General features: G+C 67.8%; 26 protein-coding genes and 1 pseudogene. 15 read left to right on the top strand and 12 right to left on the bottom strand.

Translation table 11 applies throughout. The features are described from left to right. Window positions 1-44: 44 nt before the first annotated feature. Window positions 45-1,133 (bottom strand): protease SohB, encoded by a 1,089-nt coding sequence (gene sohB, locus D105_RS0104135; protein ID WP_018877587.1) that lies wholly within the window; start codon window positions 1,131-1,133, stop codon window positions 45-47. 64 nt (window positions 1,134-1,197) lie between these two features. Here sohB and D105_RS0104130 point away from each other — a divergent pair, with 64 nt between their 5' ends. From D105_RS0104130 to D105_RS15240, 4 genes and pseudogenes are all read left to right on the top strand, one after another. Beyond that, the gene (locus tag D105_RS0104130; protein WP_018876388.1) at window positions 1,198-1,587 is read left to right on the top strand and encodes a hypothetical protein; all 390 of its coding nucleotides are present in this window, start codon (window positions 1,198-1,200) and stop codon (window positions 1,585-1,587) included. Between the two features lie 40 nt (window positions 1,588-1,627). Beyond that, a complete protein-coding gene (locus D105_RS0104125; protein WP_255349404.1) occupies window positions 1,628-2,542 on the top strand; it encodes a LysR family transcriptional regulator in 915 nt (304 codons plus the stop codon). A 102-nt stretch (window positions 2,543-2,644) separates the two neighbouring features. Further along, the gene (locus D105_RS0104120) at window positions 2,645-4,429 is read left to right on the top strand and encodes an N-acetylglutaminylglutamine amidotransferase (RefSeq protein WP_018877585.1); all 1,785 of its coding nucleotides are present in this window, start codon (window positions 2,645-2,647) and stop codon (window positions 4,427-4,429) included. A 7-nt stretch (window positions 4,430-4,436) separates the two neighbouring features. Beyond that, window positions 4,437-4,865 (top strand): annotated as a pseudogene (locus D105_RS15240) (DUF488 domain-containing protein). Between the two features lie 39 nt (window positions 4,866-4,904). Here the strand turns inward: D105_RS15240 and D105_RS0104105 are convergent. Continuing rightward, on the bottom strand, window positions 4,905-6,842 hold the full coding sequence (locus D105_RS0104105) for a methyl-accepting chemotaxis protein (protein WP_018877584.1): 1,938 nt from the start codon (window positions 6,840-6,842) through the stop codon (window positions 4,905-4,907). A 439-nt stretch (window positions 6,843-7,281) separates the two neighbouring features. Further along, window positions 7,282-7,818, bottom strand: a complete 537-nt coding sequence (gene moaB / locus D105_RS0104100; protein ID WP_018877583.1) for a molybdenum cofactor biosynthesis protein B — start codon at window positions 7,816-7,818, stop codon at window positions 7,282-7,284. Window positions 7,819-7,877: 59 nt separating this feature from the next. Here moaB and rluB point away from each other — a divergent pair, with 59 nt between their 5' ends. From rluB to D105_RS0104080, 4 genes are all read left to right on the top strand, one after another. Next, a complete protein-coding gene (rluB, locus tag D105_RS0104095) occupies window positions 7,878-8,858 on the top strand; it encodes a 23S rRNA pseudouridine(2605) synthase RluB (protein ID WP_018877582.1) in 981 nt (326 codons plus the stop codon). Window positions 8,859-8,864: 6 nt separating this feature from the next. Next, a complete protein-coding gene (locus D105_RS0104090) occupies window positions 8,865-9,518 on the top strand; it encodes an endonuclease III domain-containing protein (protein ID WP_018877581.1) in 654 nt (217 codons plus the stop codon). Between the two features lie 80 nt (window positions 9,519-9,598). Then, window positions 9,599-9,814 carry a lipopolysaccharide assembly protein LapA domain-containing protein gene (locus D105_RS0104085; RefSeq protein ID WP_017941597.1) on the top strand — a complete coding sequence of 72 codons (216 nt, stop codon included), beginning with the start codon at window positions 9,599-9,601 and terminating at the stop codon, window positions 9,812-9,814. Between the two features lie 72 nt (window positions 9,815-9,886). Beyond that, complete coding sequence (locus tag D105_RS0104080; protein ID WP_018877580.1) at window positions 9,887-11,047, top strand: nitrate/nitrite transporter; 1,161 nt, start codon at window positions 9,887-9,889, stop codon at window positions 11,045-11,047. A 33-nt stretch (window positions 11,048-11,080) separates the two neighbouring features. Here D105_RS0104080 and D105_RS0104075 read toward each other — a convergent pair whose 3' ends face one another. Both D105_RS0104075 and D105_RS0104070 read right to left on the bottom strand, forming a co-directional pair. After that, window positions 11,081-11,779, bottom strand: a complete 699-nt coding sequence (locus D105_RS0104075; RefSeq protein ID WP_018877579.1) for a hemerythrin domain-containing protein — start codon at window positions 11,777-11,779, stop codon at window positions 11,081-11,083. Further along, complete coding sequence (locus tag D105_RS0104070) at window positions 11,772-12,314, bottom strand: hemerythrin domain-containing protein (RefSeq protein WP_018877578.1); 543 nt, start codon at window positions 12,312-12,314, stop codon at window positions 11,772-11,774. The genes D105_RS0104075 and D105_RS0104070 overlap by 8 nt, the downstream gene beginning before the upstream one ends. A 134-nt stretch (window positions 12,315-12,448) precedes the next feature. Between D105_RS0104070 and D105_RS0104065 the strand changes: the two genes are divergently transcribed. From D105_RS0104065 to rnk, 5 genes are all read left to right on the top strand, one after another. Then, entirely contained in the window at window positions 12,449-12,847 is a 399-nt protein-coding gene (locus tag D105_RS0104065; RefSeq protein ID WP_038032718.1) for a hypothetical protein, read from the top strand. Between the two features lie 2 nt (window positions 12,848-12,849). After that, a complete protein-coding gene (locus D105_RS0104060) occupies window positions 12,850-13,302 on the top strand; it encodes a glycine cleavage system protein H (protein ID WP_018866157.1) in 453 nt (150 codons plus the stop codon). 18 nt (window positions 13,303-13,320) lie between these two features. Then, complete coding sequence (locus D105_RS0104055) at window positions 13,321-13,989, top strand: thioredoxin family protein (protein WP_018876395.1); 669 nt, start codon at window positions 13,321-13,323, stop codon at window positions 13,987-13,989. A gap of 46 nt (window positions 13,990-14,035) precedes the next feature. Further along, the gene (locus tag D105_RS0104050) at window positions 14,036-14,383 is read left to right on the top strand and encodes a rhodanese-like domain-containing protein (protein ID WP_018874975.1); all 348 of its coding nucleotides are present in this window, start codon (window positions 14,036-14,038) and stop codon (window positions 14,381-14,383) included. Between the two features lie 164 nt (window positions 14,384-14,547). Continuing rightward, on the top strand, window positions 14,548-14,958 hold the full coding sequence (gene rnk, locus D105_RS0104045) for a nucleoside diphosphate kinase regulator (RefSeq protein WP_018866160.1): 411 nt from the start codon (window positions 14,548-14,550) through the stop codon (window positions 14,956-14,958). Window positions 14,959-14,993: 35 nt separating this feature from the next. On the opposite strand, the gene D105_RS0104040 is transcribed toward rnk, so the two are convergent. The 4 genes from D105_RS0104040 to D105_RS0104025 all read right to left on the bottom strand — a co-directional run bounded on the left by D105_RS0104040 (window position 14,994) and on the right by D105_RS0104025 (window position 18,689). Next, window positions 14,994-16,427 (bottom strand): DNA polymerase Y family protein, encoded by a 1,434-nt coding sequence (locus D105_RS0104040; protein ID WP_018877576.1) that lies wholly within the window; start codon window positions 16,425-16,427, stop codon window positions 14,994-14,996. 157 nt (window positions 16,428-16,584) lie between these two features. Then, complete coding sequence (imuA, locus tag D105_RS0104035) at window positions 16,585-17,217, bottom strand: translesion DNA synthesis-associated protein ImuA (protein WP_018877575.1); 633 nt, start codon at window positions 17,215-17,217, stop codon at window positions 16,585-16,587. A gap of 3 nt (window positions 17,218-17,220) precedes the next feature. Beyond that, entirely contained in the window at window positions 17,221-17,838 is a 618-nt protein-coding gene (gene lexA / locus D105_RS0104030; protein ID WP_018877574.1) for a transcriptional repressor LexA, read from the bottom strand. A 359-nt stretch (window positions 17,839-18,197) separates the two neighbouring features. Continuing rightward, the gene (locus D105_RS0104025) at window positions 18,198-18,689 is read right to left on the bottom strand and encodes an Lrp/AsnC family transcriptional regulator (RefSeq protein WP_018866164.1); all 492 of its coding nucleotides are present in this window, start codon (window positions 18,687-18,689) and stop codon (window positions 18,198-18,200) included. A gap of 180 nt (window positions 18,690-18,869) precedes the next feature. Between D105_RS0104025 and D105_RS0104020 the strand changes: the two genes are divergently transcribed. Continuing rightward, window positions 18,870-20,555 (top strand): 2-isopropylmalate synthase, encoded by a 1,686-nt coding sequence (locus D105_RS0104020; RefSeq protein ID WP_019558541.1) that lies wholly within the window; start codon window positions 18,870-18,872, stop codon window positions 20,553-20,555. 247 nt (window positions 20,556-20,802) lie between these two features. Here D105_RS0104020 and D105_RS0104015 read toward each other — a convergent pair whose 3' ends face one another. The 3 genes from D105_RS0104015 to D105_RS0104005 form a co-directional block, all read right to left on the bottom strand. After that, window positions 20,803-21,243 carry a type II toxin-antitoxin system VapC family toxin gene (locus tag D105_RS0104015; RefSeq protein ID WP_018866166.1) on the bottom strand — a complete coding sequence of 147 codons (441 nt, stop codon included), beginning with the start codon at window positions 21,241-21,243 and terminating at the stop codon, window positions 20,803-20,805. Continuing rightward, on the bottom strand, window positions 21,230-21,457 hold the full coding sequence (locus D105_RS0104010) for a type II toxin-antitoxin system Phd/YefM family antitoxin (RefSeq protein ID WP_017942101.1): 228 nt from the start codon (window positions 21,455-21,457) through the stop codon (window positions 21,230-21,232). Before D105_RS0104010 ends, D105_RS0104015 begins: the two co-directional genes overlap by 14 nt. 91 nt (window positions 21,458-21,548) lie before the next feature. Then, window positions 21,549-22,391 (bottom strand): ion transporter, encoded by an 843-nt coding sequence (locus D105_RS0104005; RefSeq protein WP_018877572.1) that lies wholly within the window; start codon window positions 22,389-22,391, stop codon window positions 21,549-21,551. A 457-nt stretch (window positions 22,392-22,848) separates the two neighbouring features. On the opposite strand from D105_RS0104005, the gene D105_RS0104000 reads away from it, so the two are divergent. Continuing rightward, a complete protein-coding gene (locus D105_RS0104000; RefSeq protein WP_018877571.1) occupies window positions 22,849-23,433 on the top strand; it encodes a bifunctional 2-polyprenyl-6-hydroxyphenol methylase/3-demethylubiquinol 3-O-methyltransferase UbiG in 585 nt (194 codons plus the stop codon). Window positions 23,434-23,480: the final 47 nt, after the last annotated feature.

The raw sequence follows: 23,480 nt of genomic DNA, 5'->3' as shown, positions 1-23,480 counted from the left end.
GTGGACGCTTTGCCGTAGCGAAACGTTCCTTGCGACGCGGGACGCTACATGCGGGTCTCGGGCCCCTGATTCCGCAGTACGCGCTCGAGGACCGATTCCATCGCGAAGGTGATGCGCCGGCCCAGCGTCTGGGGACGGTGATAGGTCAGTTCGAATACGTCCGCCTCGCGGGTCAGTTCCAGCAGCAGGTCATCGCTGGTGCGCAGTTCGTCGGCCAGCCCCATCTCGCGGGCCTGTTCGCCGTACCAGTGTTCCCCGGTGGCGACCTGGTCCAGGTCCAGTTGCGGGCGGTAGCGGGCCAGGAAGGTCTTGAACAGCTCATGCGCCTCTTCCAGTTGCTCGCGGAACTTCTTGCGGCCCTCGTCGGTGTTCTCGCCCAGCATGGTCAGGGTGCGCTTGTACTCGCCGGCGGTCAGCAGCTCGATGTCGATGTCGTTGCGTGACAGCCAGCGGTGAAAATTGGGAATCTGCGCGACCACGCCGATCGAGCCCAGCACCGCGAAGGGGGCGGCCACGATGCGGTGGCCGACCGCCGCCATCATGTAGCCGCCGCTGGCGGCCACGCGGTCCACGGCCACGGTCAGGTCCAGACCCCCTTCGCGCAGGCGGGCCAGCTGGGCGGCGGCCAGCCCGTAGGAGGGGACCAGGCCCCCTGGACTTTCCAGGCAGACAATCGCCCGGTCCTGGTCCGGCCGCGCCATCGTGAGGATTGCGGTGACTTCCTCGCGCAGGCTTTCGACACTGGAGGCGCGGATGTCGCCGTCGAAACGCAGCACGTACACGCGGGGGCGTTCGGTCGTCGAACCGTCGTCCGGAGGCGCATCGCCGGATTGCGTCATGTCCGCGCTCCCCGATCCTTCCGCCTGCGACGGGGCATCGTGGGCTCGCCCCAGCTTGCGACGGCTCCAGGCGCGCAGGCGCTCGAGCCGACCACGGCGGCGTTCAACGGCTCGGCGCACGGTTTTCTCCATGCGCTCGAAGCGGTCGTTCAGGCGCTTGACCTGCAGGCGGTCCGGCCGTCGCTCGCGCGAGCGGGCGAGCAGGCCGGCGAACGCACTCAGCACGATGAGCGCGGCGATTACGGCCGTGGCGGCCTTGGCGAGGAAGAGTCCGTATTCCTGCAGAAATTCCATTTCGTGTCCCGGTTGAATGGGGTTGCGTGGTGAGCCGCGAAGGCGGTGTGTGCATAATGCCAGCATGGATACCGATACAGTTGAAGACCCCCGGAGCGCGGGACGGTTTCACGGCCAGGAAGGTTCCGCGGCCGGTCCGGTTCCCGAGCCGATCATTCACGCCGGGTATGCCACGCTGAGCCTGCGCCAGATCGACGACTGGAACGGGGTGCCCAAGGGCACGGCCTTTCGCCTGTTCAAGGCACGCAAGGACCAGCTGCGCGAGGGCGTGGATTTCTTCTACATCCCCGAAGGCAGCCACCCCGAACTGACCGAGACCCTGCGCCTGGATGGCCGAATCTATCCCTCCACCGTACACCTGGTACTGCTGACCGGCGCCGCCTATGCCCGCCTGCGCGAGGAGTGGCATGCGCGCACTCACAAGCCGGGTTGCGGATGCCCCGACGAACACTGACAGGGCGCGGCCCCATGGGCCTGTCCGAGCGGGCCGATTGATGCGTGTCACCCTTGAACAGTGGCGGATGCTGCAGGCGGTGGTGGAGGCCGGCGGCTTTGCGCGTGCCGCCGAACGGGTGCACAAGAGTCCGTCGAGCATCAACCATGCGGTGCAGAAGCTGGAAGAGCAGCTGGGGGTGGATGTCTTCGAGGTGCAGGGCCGCAAGGCCGTACTCACCCCGGCGGGCGAGGCGCTTTTGCGCCGGGCCGGGCATCTGCTCGAAGAGGCGGCGGAGATCGAGAACCTGGCCGGCGCGCTGGCGGCAGGGGTGGAATCCGAGATCCGGCTGGCAGTGGATCAGCTGCTGCCGCGCGAGCCGGTGATCCGGGCGCTGGAGACCTTCTCGAAGGCCTACCCGGCCACCCGGATCCAGCTGCACGAGGTGGTGCTGAGCGGGGGGCCGGACATGCTCCGGGAAGCGGCCGTGGACATTCTGCTGGGGCCGGAACTGCCTTCCGGTTATCTCGGGAGCTGTCTGGGCGAGTTGTCGATGGTCTGCGTCGCGCATCCCTCGCATCCCCTCGCCCAGGCGGAAGCGGCCCTGACCCGGCGCGATCTGCAGGCACACCGCCAGGTGGTGGTGCGCGATTCCGGCGACCAGGGAGGTGGCCAGGGCGGCTGGGTCGAGGCGGACCAGCGCTGGACGGTCTCGCACATGGGCACGGCCTGCGAGATCCTGCGTTCGGGCATCGGGTTCGCCTGGGTGCCGGAGGATCGCATCGCGGGGGATCTTGCCGACGGCCGCCTGGTCGAATTGGATCTGGAGGCCGGGGCGCGCCACCGGGTGCCGTTCTACATCGTGCACGCGGACCGGGATCGCGCCGGTGTGGCCAGCCAGGCCCTGATGGCGGCCTTGGAGGCCGCCTTCGGCGCAGCCTCGACAGAGGCCTCCACCCCGACAGACCCTTTCTAGGCCTGCCACGGGTAAACATACAAGCCTGCTTGCAGGCGAAGCCCGGTCCGTGTCGGGCAGGGTGGCAATCCGACCCCAATCCAACCAGCAAGGAAAGAATCGATGTGCGGGATCGCAGGAGAATTCGTCTGGGGCGAGCGGCGTGCGAGCGGCGAGGCGGTCGCACGCATGCTGCCCTGCCTGGAACGGCGCGGCCCGGATGCCGACGGGCTGTGGGCCTCCGGGCGGGTCGCGTTGGGGCACCGGCGCCTTTCGATCCTGGATCTGTCGCAGCGCGCGCACCAGCCGATGTTCGACCCGGAGACCGGGCTCGCGCTGGTGTTCAACGGCGCGATCTACAACTTCCGCGCCCTGCGCAGCGAGCTGGAGGGCCGCGGCCATCGTTTCTTCTCCACCGGCGATACCGAGGTCATCCTGCGCGGCTATGCCGAGTGGGGCGAGGGCATCGTTGCGCGTCTGCACGGGATGTTCGCGTTCGCCCTGTATGACGGTAATGCCCAGCGTCTGCTGCTGGCGCGTGACCGTATGGGCATCAAGCCGCTGTACCTGGCGCGTACGGGGGATGGTATCCGCTTCGCCTCCAACACCCAGGCGCTACTGGCGGCCGGCGACGTGGATGCCGAGCTGGATGCCGAGGCGCTGCACATGCTGTTCTCGCTGCACGCCGTGGTCCCGGCGCCGCGCACCGTGCTGCGCGGCATCCGCAAGCTGGAGCCAGGGCATTACCTGAGCATCGACGCACGCGGCCAGGAGCGGCTGCAACGCTACTGGGCCCTGCATGCGAACCGCCCGGACGAGCCCGTCTCCGACGCCGAATGGCAGGAGCGCATCGAACACGCCCTGCGCGCTGCGGTGCGCAAGCGCCTGGAGGTGGCCGACGTGCCGGTGGGCGTGCTGCTCTCCGGCGGACTGGACTCGTCGCTGCTGGTGGCGCTGGCGATGGAGGAGGGCGCCCAGGACCTGCGTACCTTCACCGTCGGTTTCGAGGACCAGCCGGAGGAGAAGGGCTCCGAGTTCGAATACTCCGATCCGGTCGCCGAGCGCTACGCCACCGACCATCAGGCCACGCTGATCCCCAACGACCAGGTGCTGGCCCGATTGCCGGAGGCGGTCGGGGCGATGGCCGAGCCGATGTTCGGCCAGGACGCGGTGGCCTTCTACCTGCTGTCCGAGCAGGTCTCGCAGCATGTGAAGGTGGTGCAGTCCGGCCAGGGCGCGGACGAGGTCTTCGGCGGCTACTTCTGGTACCCGCAGATGGCCGAGGACCGTCACGGCGACTGGGTGGAACGTTTCCGCCGCCACTACTTCGACCGCGACCACCCCGAGATGGCCGAGATGCTGCGCCACCCGCCGGCGAACGACGTGACCGGCGACTGGCTGCGCGAGCAGTTTGCCGAACTCGAGACCGACCGCGCGGATTCCTTCATCGACGCGGTGCTGGCGCTGGATGTGACCACGCTGATCGTGGACGATCCGGTCAAGCGCGTGGACAACATGACGATGGCCTTCGGCCTGGAGGCGCGGGTCCCGTTCCTGGATCACGAACTGGTGGAGACGGCCGCCGCGATGCCGCCGCACCTGAAGCTGGGCGACGGCGGCAAGGACGTGCTGCGCCGCATCGCCCGCGGGCGCCTGCCGGACGCGGTGCTGGACCGGCCCAAGGGCTACTTCCCGGTGCCGGCACTCAAATACGTGCGCGGGGACTTCCTCGAGTTCATGCGCGACATCCTGACCTCGCGCGCCTCGCGCGAGCGCGGCCTCTATCAGCCGGCCTACATCGACAGGCTGCTGGATGCCCCGGACCAGTACTTCACCCGCATCCAGGGCTCCAAGCTCTGGCACGCAGCCCTGCTCGAATACTGGCTGCAGACCCACGTGGACCGGTAATCGCGGCATGGAGCGGGTGCGGATCCGGCGCGTCTACGATCCGGTCGATCCCGAGGGTGGGGCCCGTGTGCTGGTCGACCGCCTCTGGCCCCGCGGGGTGAAGAAATCGGCGCTCGCGCTGGATGCCTGGGAAAAGTCGCTCGCCCCGTCCGCGGATCTGCGCCGCTGGTTTGGCCACAACGTGGCGTGCTGGCCCGAATTCTGTCGCCGGTATCGGGCGGAACTGGCGGCCGCTCCCGACGATGCATGGGCCTGATTGCTGGGGTATGCCCGGCGTAGCCGCCTGACCCCGCTGACGGCCACCCGAAACGAGGAGCACAGCGATGCGGCGGTCCTGCGGGAACTCCTCGACGCCGAACTCGCCGAGGAGGCGACGAACGACGAGCGGGCCTCGCCGGTGTGTTTCGGACCCGAAAGCGGGGGGCGCGCGGGGTAGACCGTCTGGCCCCATGTCCCCCACGCGTCCTGATCGGCGTCAGACCTTGAAGCGGTTGACGATCTCGCGCAGTTGCTCGGACAACCCGGCCAGGGTCTCGCTAGCCTGACCCATTTGTACGACATTGGTGGCGTTGTGCTCCGAGACTTCGCTGACCGAGTGGATATTGCGGTTGATCTCGTTGGAGGTAGCCGACTGCTCTTCGGCTGCGCTCGCGATTTGCCGCGTCATGTCCTCGATCTTTTCGACCGCGGCGACAATCTGTTCGAGCGACGTGCCCGCCTGGTTGACCTGATCCACGCCATCCTGGGCCTGGGTCTGGCTGGCGGCCATCGCCGTTACGGCCTGATCCGCACGCTTCTGCACCGCCTCGATCATCTGCTGAATCTCGGTGATTGACTCCTGCGTGCGGACGGCGAGGTTGCGAACCTCCTCGGCGACCACCGCGAACCCACGACCGTCTTCCCCTGCGCGCGCTGCCTCGATTGCGGCGTTCAGAGCCAGCAGGTTGGTCTGGTCGGCGACGTTGTTGATGACCTGCAGGATGTCGCCGATATTGTCGCTGTCACCCTTGAGCGCCGTGATGACCTCGGCGGTGCTCTGGATCTCGTTCGAGAGCTTGTTGATCGAGGTGACCGATGCGCTGACCACGTTGCGGCCACTCTGGGCCTGTTCCGTGGTTTCTCGCACGACATCTGCCGTGCTCTGGCTGTTGCGGGCGACCTCCTCGACGGTCGCGGTCATCTCGTTGATCGCTGCGGCCGCGTCACTGAGCTGGGCGTTCTGGCGATTTACACCCTTGTCGGTCTCTTCGTTGATGTGTGAAAGCTCGGTAGCGGCCGAGGCGACTTCCTCGGCATGGCCGCGAACGCTGCCGATCAGTTCGCGCAGGCGGGACTGCATGGTGGCGATGGCCGCGAGCAACGACGAGTCATCGCCCTTGCGCAGCTGGATCGGGACGGTCATGTCGCCCTCCGACACCTGGCGGACGACGTCCGAGGCGTAGGCGGGATCGCCCCCCAGCGTGCGCAGGACATTGCGGATCACCCCGAGGCTGATCAGCGAGGCCGCGATCAGGATGGCGATGGTGAGGCCGACGACCCACCAAAGCGCGCGTTGCAGCTCGGCCAGTGCGACCCCTTCGTCGAGCTCCATCAGCAGGCCCCAGCCAAGCAGGGGGATGTCGGTAAAGCTACCGATCACCGCAGTCCCGATTGCGTTTTGGTAGCGTCCGACCCCACTGTCACCCGCGGCGATCGCCTGTGCAGCCCGGGTGTCGATTGGCTGGTCCGTATCGGGGGCCGATTCAACCGGTGTCACGGGATGCCGGTCGCGGTCTACGAGGTAGATCTCGGATCCTTCGCCGAGATCGATCGCGTTGACCCGATCAAAGATCGTGTCGAGTTGCACCGCCCCGCGCATCACGGCGATTGGTTCGCCATCCGGTCCTTCGATCGGAATTGCGACGGTGCTGACCCGATTGCCCGTCGCGCGGGAAACCACCGGCCGCGAGAAGGTGTCCTCCCCACTGATCGCGCTCTGGAACCATGCCCGGTCGGGCACATTGAAATCGTTCGCCTCCTCGCGGCTGAGGACGCGCGCCTGTCCGTCGAAGGCCACTCCGACCTCGCCCATGCCGTCGGCATTCACGACAAAGATCGTGTCGTATTCACCGCGCAGCGACGCGATCTGCTCGATCAGGTGCTCGAGTTCATCGAGGTCCATGCCGCGAGCTGCATCGAGGCCTGCGAGGTAGCGCATTTCATCCTGCCGCCCCAGGAGCCATTCGTTGAAGGACTGGGCGTTGGATTCGCCCATTGCGTGAAGCCGGTCGATGGTCGCGTCGGTGTAGGAGGCGCGGTACTGCAAGAAGATGAGGGTGGCAACGATGAGGATCGCGCCCACGATGAGAGACAGGATCATCAGCGTCAGGCGGGTACCGAAGCCGACACTGGAGAGGGGGTTCAGGGATGTCATCGCGTTGTCCTTCCATTTCGTTGTTCTAGTCGGAGGGCGACAAGCAGATCCGTGTGAGCGCCGCACCCGATACAGGGGGTAGCGGCACGCCCAAAGGCTTTTTTAGAGCATTTTGGGCATTTTTCTTGTGGGAACGGTGTATCGCGTTTCGGTACGGACGGATTTCCCGGTAATCGTTATCCGGGATCCTGGCGGCAGGGGTTGCCCCGACGGGGGAGATCCCGGCTTTTCGCTACGCTCCGGCCGGGATGACGATGCAGGGGTAAAGGGCGGCGCTGGTGATATTCCAGGAAAGGCGCGGATTACAGCGACCTGCGGCTGGCTATGCCGCCTCCGGAGGATCTCCGTGACTGGCCGACTCTCGTTGCTAATCAGGTCCGCTTTCGAGCTTGGCCTTGTTCGTGCCTTCGTGCTCTTCGTGGTGAAATCCGTATTTCCCTCAGGACTCCGTCAGGCGCGGCATCAGCATGGTGAGGTTGCAGGGCATGGTGCGGTCGTCGAGCTGGGCCTGGATGATGCGGTCCCAGGCGGTGCGGCAGGCGCCGGTGGAGCCGGGCAGTACGAAGAGGTAGGTGCCGTTCGCGACCCCTGAAAGGGCGCGCGACTGCAGGCTGGAGGTGCCGATCTCTTCATAGGAGAGCATGCGGAACAGCTCGCCGAAGCCCTCGATGGTCTTGTCCAGCAGCACCGAGGCGGCCTCGGGGGTGCCGTCACGGCCGGTGATGCCGGTGCCGCCGGTGGTCAACACGGCGTCGATTTCGGGATCGGAGATCCAGCGCGAGAGTTCGGCGCGGATGGCGTAGACGTCGTCCTTCACGATCCGCCGATCGGCGGTGCGGTGGCCGGCGCTTTCGAGGCGTTCCACCAAGGCGTCGCCGGAGCGATCCTCGGCGAGGTCGCGACTGTCGGAGATGGTGAGCACGGCGATGTTGAGCGGCGTCTTCACGGGGCTGGTTTCCGGCGTGGAATCGGTCATGGCAACGTCCTGTTGGTGTATCGTGGCGCCCATCTTAATGAGTTGCTGGAGTTCCGGGAATGTCGGAGCGGGTACAGAAGGTCCTGGCGGCGCGGGGGCTGGGTTCGCGGCGCGAGATCGAGGGCTGGATCGAGCGCGGCGAGGTGCAGGTGAACAACCGTACCGCGCGGCTGGGCGATCAGGTCGACGAGCACGACGTGATTCGTGTGCGCGGGCGCATCGTGCGGCGCCCGGAGCATCCGCACCGCTGGATCGTGTATCACAAGCCGGTCGGCGAGATCTGCAGCCGCTCCGATCCGGAGGGGCGGCGGCCGGTGTTTGCCAGCCTGCCGCGCCTGAAGGGGCAGCGCTGGGTGGCGGTCGGGCGGCTGGACCTGAACACCTCCGGCCTGCTGCTGTTCACCACGGACGGCGAGCTGGCCAATCGCCTGATGCACCCGAGCATGGCGCTGGAGCGCGAGTATGCCGTGCGCGTGCTGGGCGAGGTGCCGCCGGCCACGCTGGACATGCTGCGCGAGGGCGTGGAGCTGGAGGACGGCCCGGCGCGTTTCGACAGCCTGGAGGAGCAGGGCGGGGACGGCGCCAATCACTGGTATCACGTGATCGTCAGCGAGGGCCGCAACCGCCTGGTGCGCCGGTTGTGGGATGCCGTCGGCGTCACGGTCAGCCGCCTGATCCGGGTGCGCTACGGGCCGGTCGTCCTGGGGCGGGGTCTGAAGACCGGCGCGGTGCGCGACCTGGAGAGCCGCGAGGTGGCCGGGCTGTACGCGGCGGTGGACCTGCCGATGCCGGAGTCGGTGCGCGCGCGCGGGCGCGGCGGGCCGCGCCGCGATCCCCACAGCAAGCGCCCCGGCAAGCCGGTGGCGGCGGGCAAGTCGCGCAACAGCCGCGCGTCCCGCGAGGACGGCTGGAGTTCCTCGCCGCCGAAGAAGTCGGGCAAGCCGGCAGCCCCCGGCGGCCGCGGTGGTGGCCGGGGTGCGAAGCCCTCGGGCGGGCGCCCGGGGGGCGGTGGCAAGCCGGGCGGGCGTCGCCAGCGGTAGAGCGGCATGCAGATTCCCCGACTCCTTGAGGCCCTGCGCGCGGAGTACGGCGACCTGCAATGGTGGCCGGCGGATACCGCCTTCGAGGTGATGGTCGGTGCCGTACTGACCCAGAACACCAGCTGGACCAACGTCGAGAAGGCCCTGGACAACCTGCGCGCCATCGATGCCTTGTCGCCCGCGGGGCTGATGGCGCTGGGTCAGGAAGAACTGGCCGAGCGGATCCGTCCCAGCGGCTATTTCAACGTGAAGGCCGACCGGCTGCGGCATCTGCTGCGCTTCCTGGAGGTGTCCGGCGGTGTCGAGGGACTGGCCGCGCTGGAAACGGCCGAGTTGCGCTCGGCGTTGCTGGGGGTCAAGGGCGTGGGCCCGGAGACAGCCGATGATATCGCGCTGTATGCCTTCGACCGCCCGGTCTTCGTGGTGGATGCCTATACCCGGCGTCTGTTCGAGCGCCTGGAGGTCCCGCAGGCGCAGGCGCCCTACGATCAGCTTCGCGGGCACGTCGAGGCGGAGCTGGGGCCGGATGTGGCCGCCCTGAACGACCTGCATGCGCTGATCGTGGAACACGGCAAGGAGCGCTGTCGCCCGCGGCCGCGGTGCGAAGGCTGCCCGCTGCGTGGGCACTGCAGCCATCCCGACACTCGGGGAAACCCTTGAGGTCGCCGCCTCGTGCCGGTTGACGCTGACCCCGGGGCGCCCGAACCTGAGCGTTTGGCCCGACTGACCCGGGAGGTCGCATGCGGTACGTCTACTCCCTGCTGATCATCGTGTTCGTCGCGGTGGTCGCGATCTTTGCAATCCAGAACCTGCGACTGGTGACCCTGAATTTCCTGACCCTGCATGTGACGCTGCCACTGGCGTTGCTGATCGTCGGGATCTACCTGCTGGGGCTCGTCTCCGGGGGCGCGCTGGTGGCCCTGCTCAAGCGCTGGATCCGTGGCGCGAGTCGCTGATCGGGGCGGTTCGATGCCTATGACCGGTCGCGTACGGTGACGGCGCACTGGATTCGTCGTCACCCCCTGCTGGTGATCGTGGCGGCACAGCTGTTCGGCACGTCGCTGTGGTTTTCGGTCAACGGGGTCGGGCTGTCGCTGCAGCAGGCGCTTGGCTGGTCGCCGTCCGAGATTGGCTGGCTGACCATGGCGACCCAGACGGGCTTCATCACCGGAACGCTGGCGGTGGCCGCGACCGGCCTGGCGGACCGTTTTCGTGCCAGCCGGCTGTTCGCGATCTCTGCCGTGGCCGGGGCCGGACTGAACGCCATGTTTATCCTGCTGGCCGGTGTCTGGGAGATGGCCCTGCTCACGCGGTTCCTGGTCGGACTGGCGCTGGCCGGGGTTTACCCCCTGGGCATGAAGCTGGTGATTGCCTGGACGCCCGAGTACAAGGGCTGGGCGCTGTCCTGGCTGCTGGGCATGCTGACGCTGGGCACCGCGCTGCCGCATCTGCTGCGCGGCGCCACGCTCGATTTCCCCTGGGCGATCCCGGTGCTGCTGGCTTCTTTCCTGGCGGTGCTGGCGGCATTCCTGATCCTGCGCCTGGGGGAGGGCCCCCACCTGCCACCCGCGGGCCGCACACCGGGTCTGGGCAAGGGTTTTCGTGCGCTGGGGCGGCGCGACTTCCGGGCCGTGGCCGGAGGCTACTTCGGGCACTGCTGGGAACTGTACGCCTTCTGGACGCTGGTCCCGCTCCTGGTGGCGCGCGAGCTGTCACGTCTGGAGGCCGATGCCGCGCTGATCCCGTGGCTTGCCTTCGGCGTGATCGCGCTGGGGCTGGCCGGCTGTGTCTGGGGCGGGCGTCTGAGCCGGGATCTGGGGAGTCTGCGCGTGGCGCGGGTGGCCCTGGCTACGTCGGGCCTGGCCTGTCTGCTGTATCCGCTGCTGGCCGGGCACTCGTCCTGGCTGCTGTTCGGCCTGCTGGCGTTGTGGGGCCTGACGGTGATCGCGGACTCGCCGCAGTTCTCGGCGCTGGCCGCGGACAGTGCGCCGGCGGACGCGGTGGGGTCCGCGCTGAGCGTCATGAATGCGATTGGCTTTGCCCTGACCCTGCCGGCGATCTGGCTGACGAGCTGGCTGTGGGCGGATGGCGGGTTGTGGGTCCTGTGGTTGTTGCTGCCCGGCCCGTTGCTGGGTCTCTGGGCGCTGGCCCGCCTGTCGCCGCCGCTTCGCCCCGTTACGGCTCGCTGAAGCGGTCGCGTCGCGCCGCCCGCGACGCAGCGATCAGGAGGCTGCGAGTCGGGCCTGCGCACGCTCCAGGAGTTCGGCGGCGGCGTCCGATTGTTCGCGCAGGGCGCGGCTCCAGTGCGGGAACAGGTTCTGCTCCTCGCGGCCCTCGTGCTTGGCCAGCGCGCCGGAGATCAGGGCGAAGAACGGGGCCACGGCCCAGGCCTCGTCGACCCCTTCGCTGAATTCATGCTCGAGCATCGCGGTCTGTTCCAGGATCTCGTCGTGCTCGCGCAGCATGATCGAGGTCGGGTCCTGGCCGTTCGGGCTGCGCGGCAGGTCCAGCAGCGGCACGATCAGTTCGTTTTCCACCTCCACGTGGCGGCGCAGGCCGTCGACGTAGGCGTGGAAATCCGGTGCGGCCCCCTCGACATCACCCGCGTTCACCTTGTGCAGGGCGCTGGCGAACAGTCGGTCGATGCGCAGGTGGTCGCGCTCCAGCAGGTCGACCAGGTCCACCGGGGCGACATCCTCGCGGCGCTGCACCGCGAGCTTCCACAGCGGTGGCCCGTTTTCGAGACCCTGCCAGTGGATGGCATGCCGCAGCTGCAGGCTGACGGCGTCCATCAGGAGCTTCGGTTCCTGGTCCAGCCAGACCTCGAAGACCTGGCCCGGCCGCAGTTCGCGAAGGGTGTAATAGGCCCGCGTATGGGCATGGTCGCCCAGGCCGCGCAGATCGAGCCTGAAGTCAGCCATCGTCATTCCCGATCCCGCGCCGTGCGGCCATGCGGGCACCGATGGTGTGGCGCTCTTCCGGGCTCAGCAGGTGTTCGGCGAACGGCAGCACGGCCCGCTCTTCCAGGTCGAGATGCACGCGGTATTGCCGGATCCAGGCCTCCGCGCCGGTCAGTTCCGCGGTCGAGCCGTCGGCAATTCGCTGCAGGGCCGGTTCCAGCCGGTCCCAGCCGGCCTCGATCTCGGCATGTTCCGCGCTCAGGCGCTCCAGCCATTCGCACAGTTGGGGGTGGCTGTCGGGGTGGTCGCAGTGCCGCTGGAGGAGGGGGAACAGATCCTCGTCCTCGTCCGCGTGGTGATTGGGGGCAGCCTCGTGAAAGTATTTCAGGACCCGCTCCGCCGCGGTGCGCGCCTCCTCGTCAGCGCCCTTCGCGGCGAGGTGCGCGGGCAGACGCTCGAGGATGTCCAGGGAGTTGAGGATGCGCCGGTGACAGGCGCGCAGCAGTTCGACAGGCTGCTGGAATCCGGGGACGGTTTCGTGGAGTTGTAGATGCATGGCGGTTGCGGCCTTGGCGGGTGTTCCTGAAGGATGGACTGTTACCGAATGGGCGGCAGCAGGTGTTGATCTCGATCAATGCATATGGAATATAGCTTAAAGTATGCTGAGTCAAACCTGACAAGGAGCATCGCATGCACCCTCGAAACCGGATGTTCATCCTCGCGGCCCTGGTCTATGCCCTGCTGGGCGGGCTGCTCGGCATCCTCTGGCTGGTGCATCCCGGCCTGATCCCCGGCAACGTGCCGCGCATCCACGGCCACCTGATGCTGCTGGGTTTCGTGACCATGATGATCTATGGCGTGGGGCTGCATGTGCTGCCGCGGTTTTCCGGGCGCTCACTGTTCTCCGAACGCCTGGGGCATGCGCAGTTCCTGCTGGCCAACATCGGGCTGTGGGTGATGGTCGCCGGCTGGCTGGTCTTCCATCACGCGACGGTCGCGGTGGGTGGATCGATGGCCTGGGGGGCGATGATCCTGTTCGCCGTGAACATCGCGCTGACCGTGCGCCACTATGGACCGAAGGGGGCATAACCATGGCGCGCGAGGAATACAACGGCTGCGAGCTGCCGGACGACCTGTTCTACGACCTGGACTACGTCTGGGTGCGGCCGGAGGACGACGGCACCTTCACCCTCGGGATCACCGATCCGGCGCAGACCATGGCGGGCCGTGTGCAGTACTTCCGTTTTCGCAAGCCGGGTTCGCACCGTGCCGCGGGCAAGCCGGTGGCGCGGCTGGAGTCGGGCAAGTGGGCGGGCGGCATTCCGACCCCGTTCGACGGCACCATCGAGCGTATCAATCCGGCGGTGGAGGCCGATCCGGGTCTGGTGAACGTCGCGCCCTACACCGATGCCTGGGTGGTGGTGATGCGCCCGGACGACCCGCAAAAGGCGCTGGAGCGGCTGCACACCGGCCCCGAGGCGATCACCGGTCTGAAGCAATGGATCGATCGTTACGACATCCACTGCATGCGCTGCGCGGACTGAGCCGGGGGAGACGGATTCATGAAGGTGGAACTGCTGGTATCCGAATGGTGTGCCTCCTGTCACGATGCCGAGCGCATCTGGCGTCAGGTGGCCGAGGACAAACAGATCGACTTCGCGGTGGTGGACATGGGCCAGCCGGAAGGCCGCGAGCTGGCCACCCGGCTGCGTATCCGCTCCATCCCGGCGGTGGTGGTGGATGGCGAGCTCAAGCACATCGGTCTGCTGGATCGCACGGCCGCCACCGAACTGGTAGGCGCCGCCCCGGAGCGTACGCAGAAGGCGGCCCGGCATGTGGGGCTGGGCCTGTCGCCCTCCAGCCGGGCCTCGGTGCTGGGGGCAATGGTCTGGCTGCTGATCGCGGGGGCGGCGCTGCCGCTGGGGGGCTTTTTCCTGGAGGGCGCGGCCCGGCCGGCGGCGCTGCACGGCTTTACCCTGGGCTTTCTGCTGCTGCTGATCATGGGGCTGGGCGAGCACATGCTGCCGCGCTTTACCGGGCACCCGATCGCGGGCGGCTGGCTGTGGGCCTGGGCACCACAGATCCTGGTGCATCTGGCCGTGGTGGGGATGGGCCTGGGCTGGATCCTGGGGGTTGCGATGCTGACGGCGGTGGGTGCGCTGGCGGCGCTGATCGGCCTGGCGCTGTTTACGGTTCGGGTGGTGCCGCTGCTGGTGCGTCCGTCCCTTTGAGCTCGCGCGATAGGATGGTGGCCTACCCACGATTCGGAGTGTGGCCGTGAGTCTTTTCGAGAAACGTATTGGTGATCTGGAACAGAGTTTGCCGCATCTGGAACCGGCCGAGGTGGCCCGCTGGCGCCAGGACGGGAAGCCGTTTCTGCTGGTGGACGTGCGCCAGCCGGAGGAGGCGGCCGAGGGTACGATCGAGGGCGCGGTGAATATCCCCCGGCCCAAGCTGGAGGCCACCATCGAATCTCACATGCAGGACCCCCAGCAGCCCGTCGTGGTGTTCTGTGGGGGGCGTGGCCGGTCCCAGCTGGTGGCCGACAGCCTGCGGGCGATGGGGATCGATGCGCATGTGCTGCGCGGCGGCTATGCGGCCTGGCGGGACGGCGAGGGCCGGTAGTGAGTGTGCGGGCGGATCGATATTCCAGTGCCGTGACTGGCTGGATCGCTTTTTCGTCGAGACTTGGCTAATCTCGAAGTTCGTTTCCCGGTTTCCGGAAAATCCCTGAATTTTCTTCTCTGGCGCGTCTCTCCGGGGGCGCGTCGTGTATTTGGAGTGTGAACGTGAACAAGCCGAAGATCATCGTCTCCACCACGGACATGGAGCGTCTGGACAAGCTGCTGGAATCGCTGCCGGAGGATGCCTTTCCGGGCAAGGCCGATCTGGAGGCCGAGCTGGACCGCGCGGATGTGGTGGATTCGCACGAGATCCCGGGTGCGGTGGTGACGATGAACTCGAAGGTCCGGTTCCGGGTGACCGAGTCCGGCGAGGAATTCTCGATGACGCTGGTATACCCGCGGGACGTGGATGAAAGCGGCGGCACGCTGTCGATCCTGGCGCCGGTGGGCAGCGCCCTGCTGGGGCTTTCCGAGGGGGACGAGATCGAGTGGCCGCGCCCGGGTGGCGGGCAGATGCATGTGCGCATCGTGGAGGTCGAGTACCAGCCGGAGCGGGCGGGCGAATACCACCGCTGACGGGCGGGGGCGGTGGGCGTGTATCCGGCGCGGATTCAGCCCCAGTAACCCTGGCGATACCACTGGCCACTGCGCAGGCAGCGATACAGCCAGAGCCGGCGGCCCTGGCGATCGAGTGCCCGGGCGTAGTCGCGCCGTGCATCCTGGCCATGGTCCCACCAGCCGTCTTCCAGCCGCCCCAGCCATTGCGGCTGGTCGGGCGGGGTGGCGGGGTCGGGGCCCTGCAGCCACAGGGCCGCCCCGACGGTGCGCTGGCCCGGTGTCGGGGCGACCGGGGCCGGAGTAACGGCGAGATCGTGGCGTGATCCCTGGGCCTCCTCCGGCCTTGGGGTGCGGCGGTTGACCAGGCGGGTGACCGCTGGCTCGCCCAGACGGGCGCGCAGTCGGGCCAGCACTGCGGGCAGCTGATCCGCCGGTGGCGTGCTGGCCGGGTCCCCGGCCAGCAGGCTGTCGCCCCGGTCCGGGGGATCCAGCAGGCGGGATGCCCGCAGGCGCAGGCCGATGACGGCCTCCGGCAGGGTTTCGCGCTCCAGACGGGTCTGCCACAGGGGCAGCCACTCGTCGGCGCGGATGCCCGGCTGCCCGCGTTCCAGCGTCAGCCGGGTGCGCGCCTCGCGGTGTGTCAGTTCCAGCGCCATCCCCTGCAGGCTGCGGTTCAGGCCGCGCAACTGGGCCTCGGCCTGGCGCAGCAGCCGCTTGAGCGGGAAGGCCAGGGCCGTGGTGGCGTGGATCTCGTGCTCCAGGCGCAGGGGCAAATCCAGCACCGGAGGTGGCGCAAAGCGGGGCAGGGTCTCCGCGCGTCGGGCCAGCAGGTGATCCAGCAGGTCCAGCAGTTCCGGTCCGTGGCGCCGGGCCAGCTCGGCGCGTGACAGGCGCAGCAGGTCGCCCAGCTGGCGCAGGCCCAAGGCGCGCAGGCCTTCGCGGGTGGCGTCGGCCAGCGGCAGGGCCTCCAGCGGCACGGGTGTCAGCAGTCGGCGCAGGCTCTCGGGGTCCTCCGCGATCGCGGGGTTGCGCAGGTGCGCCAGCAGGCGCGCGGCGGCGGGGCTGCGCCCCAGCCCGATGCGGGGATGGAAACCCAGGCCGGCCAGGGTGTCCTGCGCCTGCTGGCGCAACGCCTCCAGGCCGCCGAACAGGCGGCGGCTGCGTCCGACCTCCATCAGGATACGGTGGGCCTCCGGTTCCGGGTGCACATGGTCGGAGAACCGCAGCAGTACGCCGGCCAGCATCTCCAGCTGGGTCCGCAGGGCGTCCGGGTCATGTTCGACCAGTTCCGGGGTATCCAGCACGGCCAGCGCATCCCCCAGCGCCATGCCGGGTCGCGCACCGGCGCGCCGCGCCGCGCGGTTGGCGGTGTGCACCCGGGGTGCCGCGCCGGACGTCACCACCAGCAGGGGGCGCTGCAATCGCTCCGGCTCCGGTCCCGCCCGGGCCAGGGACTCCAGCGCGAGGTGCGGCAGCTCGATGGCCATCCAGTGTTCCCGCCGCGCCCGGGTGGCACTGGCGGGGCGTGCCTCCGGTGGCCGGGGAGTGGGCGCGGGGGCGGGCGCCGCCGGCAGCAGGCTCAGTTGCTGCCGGGCAGGTTCGGGGGGTGTGGCTGCGCGCGCGGGGCGGGCGGGCTGGCCCATTTCAGGCCCCCGGTGCTTCGGGAATCCACAGAGGCTGGCCGGAGCGGGCCCAGTGGCCGGCCCCCTTCAGGCAGTGCAGTTCCAGGCCGGTGGCCGCGGCCTGCCAGCGCAGGCGCTGATGGGCCGGCGAGGGCTGGGCCGCGGCGTCCGGCGGCCGGTACAGGACGGCGCAGGCCCGGCTCTCGCTGGCGGCCAGGCGTAGCCGGCGCAGCAGGGCTGTCTCCACGGGACGGCGCAGCCAGGCGAGCAGCACGCCGAAGGCCGGGTCGCGCAGACACTGCTCGCCGGCCCAAAGGGTGTCGCGATCGTGCTCGGTGTGGATCAGCAGTACCCGCTCCGGCGGGATGCCCAGGGTCTGCCAGCCCGGCAGCCAGGGGGTAGCCGGTGGCGCGATCACCGCGATCCAGTAGTCGTCCTGGCCGCAGGCGGTCAGCATGGGGACCAGCAGCCGGGTCTCGCCGCAGCCGAACGGGGCGCCCAGCAGTTCGACCAGCTGGCCGCGTGGCCAGCCCCCGCCCAGGGCCCGGTCGAGTTCCGCGTGGCCGCTGGGCCAGACCGGGGCATCCGGGGCCGGGGTGGCGCTGCGTCCGCGCCAGAGGGCCGGATGGTCGAGCAGGGTATCCAGCGCGCCCATAACTCAGGCCTGGGGGTCGAGATCGCGCAGAACGCCCACGCCGACCCCCTCGATGGCCAGTTCCTGGCGCTCCAGGTCGATCTCGATGGGGGCGAAGTCGGGGTTCTCCGGGAGCAGGCGCACCCGCGGGCCGTCCTGCGCGAAGCGCTTTACGGTGACCTCGTCCTCGATGCGGGCAACCACGATCTGACCGGGCCGGGCCTCCGGGGTCTGGCGCACGGCCAGCAGGTCGCCGTCGAGGATGCCGGCGTCGCGCATGCTCTCGCCATGCACGCGCAGGAGGTAGTCGGGGTGGGCACGGAACAGGGCGTCGTCGACCCGGTAGTGGCGCTCGATGTGTTCGGTGGCAAGGATGGGCAGTCCGGCGGCGACGCGCCCGACCAGGGGCAGCTCGCGCGGTGTGCTGCGCACCGCGCCCGGCAGGCGGATGCCGCGGGAGGTGCCGCCCAGCAGTTCGATGGCGCCCTTTTTTGCCAGCGCCTTCAGGTGGCACTCGGCCGCGTAGGGTGAGCGAAAGCCGAAGGCCCGGGCGATCTCGCTGCGGGTCGGTGCCGTGCCCTGGTTGGCGACGGTCTCGGTGATGTAGTCGAGGATGGCCTGCTGGCGTTCAGTAAGCGACACAAGGCGCCCTCCGGTATCTGTCTATATATACAGTATCCGGAGGGCTCGCCGCAGGGCAAGGGCGGATTCACCACGAAGCCCACGAAGGCACGAAGAAGGTCAAGATCCAGGTCAAAAACGGTCTACAGGAAGAAGAGAAGGCTGGAAGATAGAGGGGCCATGACGGGCGCTACCAGGGCAATGCTGGGAAGCGGCCACTTTAGGGGCGTACGATTCAGTCAGCGCTCCCCATATGTCTGCTTGCCATCACGCTTCACCATCAAAGCCTTCTAACCTTCCAGCCTTCCTGTGAATCGCCCTTGAACTTCTTCGTGCCTTCGTGCGCTTCGTGGTGAATTTGCCCTGGGTTTTAAGACGTTTCAGGTGGGGGTGTAGTCGAGTGGCAGGGCGGTGCGGTCGACGACGCGGCGCAGGACGAAGCTGGAGTGCACGCTGTCCACGCCCTCGAGGCGGGTGATGCGCCGCAGCAGGAAGTCCTGGTAGGCGTCCATGTCGGGGACCACGACCTGCAGCATGTAGTCGGCGGACTGGCCGGTGATCAGGTAGCAGTGCTGGACCTCGGGGTAGCCGGCCACGGTCTCCTCGAAATGCGCGAAGCGTTCCGGGGTGTGGCGGTCCATGCCGATGTGGATCAGGGCGGTCAGTTCCAGGCCCAGGCGGCGCCGGTCCAGCAGCGCCACGCGGCGCAGCAGGATACCGGCCTGTTCGAGCGCGCGGACGCGGCGCAGGCACGGGGAGGGGCTGAGTCCGACGCGTTCGGCCAGCGCCTGGTTCGACAGGCTCGCGTCCTCCTGCAGGATCTCGAGGATGCGGCGGTCATAGCGGTCCAGTGAGTGCGGTTGCGGTTTCATAGGTGGATTATTGCGCATATTGAGCATTAATGCGCAATGATAGATCCCTCCTAAGGCCTTGATAGGGAAAAACGCAAGGTTATGCCCGGATGAATGCGTTAGGATAATGCACAGACAGAAATCCTCAGCGCGGCGGCCGATTGTACGGCCCGGGCCGCGCCCTTACAGGAGATGCGCACCATGGCCTTCGATCACACCAAATATGCCCCGTTCCCGCCGATCGACAAGGCGGATCGCCGCTGGCCGGCGAAGCGCACCACGGTTGCGCCGCGTTTCTGCGCGGTGGACCTGCGCGACGGCAACCAGGCGCTGGTGCACCCGATGAGCGTCGAGCAGAAGATGCGCTTCTTCGAGGTGCTGGTGGATATCGGCCTGACGGAGATCGAGATCGGGTTCCCCTCTGCCTCGCAGATCGACTACGACTTCACCCGCCGCCTGATCGACGAAGACCGCATCCCCGAGGGCGTGTATATCCAGGTGCTGACGCAGGCGCGCGAGGATCTGATCCAGAAGACCTTCGCGGCGCTGGAGGGCGCACCGCGCGCGGTGGTGCACGTGTACAACTCCACCAACCCGGCGCAGCGCGAGCAGGTCTTCCGCATGGACCGCGACGGTATCCGCGGCATCGCCGAGAACGGCGCGCGCTGGGTGCGCGACTATGCGGCGAAGTACCCGCAGACGGACTGGATCTTCCAGTACTCGCCGGAGAGCTTCTCCACCACCGAGCTGGACTACGCGGTCGAGGTCGTGGATGCGGTGAACGCGATCTGGCGCCCGGACCAGGGCCAGAAGGTCGTGATCAACCTGCCGGCCACGGTCGAGTCGGCCACGCCGAACGTGTTCGCCGACCAGGTCGAGTGGTTCTGCGATCATGTGCAGTACCGCGAGCACTTCTGCGTGTCGCTGCATACGCACAACGACCGCGGCACCGGCGTGGCCGCGGCCGAGCTGGGCCTGCTGGCCGGGGCCGATCGCCTGGAAGGCACGCTGTTCGGCAACGGCGAGCGCACCGGCAACATGGACCTGGTCACCGTCGGCATGAACCTGTACTCGCAGGGGATCGACCCGACCATCGACCTGTCCGATATGGAACGGCTGATGGAGGTGTACAAGGAGTGCACCGACATGCCCATCCACCCGCGCCATCCGTGGGCGGGCGAGCTGGTCTACACCGCCTTCTCCGGCAGCCACCAGGATGCGATCCGCAAGGGCCTGGCGCACTACAAGGAGCAGGGCGGCCACTGGAACGTGCCCTACCTGCCGATCGACCCGGGCGATCTGGGCCGGCGCTACGAGGAGGTCGTGCGCATCAACAGCCAGTCCGGCAAGGGCGGCGTGGCGCATGTGCTGGAACGCGATTACGGTATCGAGGTGCCGCGCTGGCTGGCGATCGAGTTTGCCCGCATCGTGCAAAAGGATGCCGAGACCTCGCAGATCGAGGTCTCCTCGAAGCGTATCCACGAGCTGTTCGAGCAGCATTACCTGACGCCGGTCGCCGGCTGGGATCTGGTGCGCTACGAGATCGAGAAGGAAGGTCCGGTGGTGCGGCTGGACGCGACCATGGGCCCGCCCGGTCGCGAGTCGCGCCTGCAGGGCGAGGGCCACGGCGCGGTCGAGGCCCTGACCGCCGCGATGCAGGCCGAGCGCGGAGTGGAGGTGAAGGTCAGCCACTTCGATGAGCACGCGATGGAGTCCGGCACCGAGGCGCGGGCCATGGCCGCGGTGGACGTGCAGGTGGACGGCGAACGCTCGGTCGGCGTCGCTCTGGGCGAGGACACGACCGCTGCCACGCTGCAGGCCGTGCTGAACGCCACCGGCCGCCGCCTGGGCGAACGCGCCACCGAACCGGCCGCCGTCAACGCCTGATCCCGCGCCCCCCAGTGCGCCCGAGGGCGCGCAGGGGGGCGTTGAGGGCCACGCAAGCACGGTCGTTGAGGTGGGGCTGGCTTTGGCAGGGGCTTCGCCTGCAAGCAGGCTCCTACCGGGGTGGGATGTGGTCTTGTAGGAGCCGCCTTGGCGGCGAAGCCCCTGCCCGCGCCGGAGCGCCGCAGCCGGGTTCCTTCCCGGGCTCTTTGCTTTACCCGCTTCTCCCGCGCGTCGGGTGCCGGAGGCGTCAGAATCGACGAACGGTCAGGCCCATCGATGAAGCCGCGTCCGCCAGCACGTTGTCTGCGGTGGCGATGACTGGAACCTCGTGATGCCGCGCGGTTGCGATGTGCAGTGCGTCCAGTGTCCGCAGTGGGTGTTCGGGGTAGCGGGTGATCAGGTTGGTCGCTTCCTCGAAGAGTGAATCATCGAAGGGATAGAGCTGTAACGAGGCACTGGAGATGTCGTCCTGGAAGGTGGCGAAGATGATCGTTTCCAGCTCCTGCGGCAGTTCGCCCATACGCCGGCGCCGTGCGAGCAGGGACCGCAGTTCCGTGGCCACCAGCCGACTGATGATGGCGACGTCGACTTTTTGCAGGTAGTCGACAAAGGCCTCGGAGCCCGGTTCGTTCAGGTACCACTTGGCCAGGGCACTGGTGTCGAGGTAGCACCGTTCATCCGCGCTCATCGCGCTCTTCCCTGAGGAGGGTCTCCGAGGGAATCAGTTGCGCGGTGCGTTGGCGAAGCTCGTGGTGGTCCGGACGCTGACGCCCGCGACGCACGGGGAGGACGCGTGCAATGGGTTTTCCGTGACGGGTGATGGTAATTTCGCCGGACGCCTGTACGATTTCGTCCAGGTGCCCAATGGAGGCCCGCATCTCGCGGACGTTGAGCTCTTTCATGGCGCCCCTCAGGTGTGCTTCATTTTCTGATATTGAAGCACGAGGCTGTACGTCCGGCAATGACGGGGCCCATTGGGGCACGCAAAGGCGCTTACTTCACCCGCTTCTCCAGCATGTTCTGCATGCGGATCAGGCGTTCCTGCAGCTTGACGGTTTCCTGCTGGATCTCGTGGATCTCCGCGTGCAGGGCCTGGTTCTCCTCGTGCACGCTGTCGTGGATCATCTGCTGTTCGATCTCCATGGCGCGATCATGCATGCGCTGCATGGCGTCCACGATGATCGCGATGAACAGGTTCAGCACGGTGAACGTTGCGATCAGGATGAACGGCACGAAGAATATCCAGGCCCAGGGGTAGACCTCCATCACCGGGCGGGCGATATCCTCGGACCAGCCCTCCAGCGTCATCACCTGGAACAGGCTGTACATGGTGGCGCCGAGGGTGCCGAACTTCTGCGGAAAGGATTCGCTGAACAGGCCGGTGGCGATGATCGCGAACACGTAGAAGATCAGTAGCAGCAGCCCGATGATGGAGACGATGCCGGGGATGGCCCGCAGCAGCGCCTCCACGATGAAGCGCAGCTTGGGCACCATGGACACCAGGCGCAGCAGACGCAGCACGCGCAGCACCGAGAACGGTCCGGAGGCGGGGATCAGCGCGATCCCCACCACGAAGAAGTCGAACACGTTCCACGGGTTGCGCCAGAAAGCCAGGCGGTAGACGAACAGCTTGGCCAGCACCTCGGCGGTGAAGAGCGACAGGATGATCGCGTCCGCCGCCAGAATGACCGGCCCCATCCAGCCCATCACGGTATCCGAGGTCTCGAGCCCCAGGGTCAGGGCGTTCAGCAGGATCAGGCCGATGATGAAGCGCTGGGTCAGCCGGGCCTCGATGAAGCCTTCCAGGCGCGTGCGCAGCGTGGGGGTCTCGCTCATGGTGTCGGGAGTCGTCGCAGTGCTCGGGGAGGCGCAAGAGTAGGGTAAAGGCCGCATTCCGGCAATCGCGCCCGCTAGGGAAACACTGATTAATGCACCCGCTCGCGTTGGCACCCCAGGTTTTCCGAGACAAGGCGCGTGGCGCAGCGGGTAGCGGTTCTACCGCGCAAGCGGCGCAACGCAGGATCGGGGAACCTGGGGTGCCAACCCCCACAAGCTAGTGAAAGTCGGGGCTCGGCCGCCCGTTGTTGATCAAAAACGGGCGCGCGCACGGCGTTTCGGTTCCCTTGTGCAGAATGACTGCACGGCAGTCACCGCGCCTTGTTCGCACGCAAAAGCGACTCGAGCGCGAGCGCGTGCATTAATCAGTGTTTCCCCAGGAGCCTGTGTCTCTGCCCCGCGCGTGGTAAAACGCGTGGACCGATGAACCCTGGCTGCAACCGTGAGGAGACGATGAATGTGGGACGAGCGCTACGCGGCGGATGAGTACGTCTACGGCACCGAGCCGAATGATTTCCTGCGTACCGCGGTGGCCAACGTGCCACCTGGGAAGGCCCTGTGCCTGGGCGAGGGAGAAGGCCGCAACGCCGTCTTCCTGGCGCAGCAGGGCTTCGAGGTGCTGGCGGTGGACAGCTCCGCCGTTGGCCTGCAGAAGGCCCAGCGCCTGGCAGAGGACCGCGGCGTACAGATTGACACCCTGGTGGCGGATCTCGCGGATTACGCGATCGAGCCGGATTCCTGGGATCTGATTACCTCCATCTTCTGCCATGTGCCGCCGCCGATCCGGCATCGTCTGCATGCCGGGGTGGTTGCCGGGCTGCGACCCGGCGGGGTGTTCATCCTCGAGGCCTACACCCCGGCGCAGCTGGAATGGGGGACGGGCGGGCCGCCTACGGCCGAACTGATGATGACGCGGGACGCGCTGGTCGAGGAGCTGGACGGGCTCGAATTCGAGGAAGCCGTGGAGCGCGAACGCGACGTGCTCGAGGGGCAGTTCCACACTGGGCGCGGTGCCGTCGTGCAGATTCTAGGGAGACGCTGATTGAATCGCGCGTGCGCGTTGGTACCCCAGATTTTCCGAGACAAGGC

Source organism: Thioalkalivibrio sp. ALE28, from assembly GCF_000377425.1.
Classification (GTDB): Bacteria; Pseudomonadota; Gammaproteobacteria; order Ectothiorhodospirales; family Ectothiorhodospiraceae; genus Thioalkalivibrio.
Note: the sequence above shows the minus strand (reverse complement) of the source record. Positions and strands in the feature narration are given on the sequence as shown.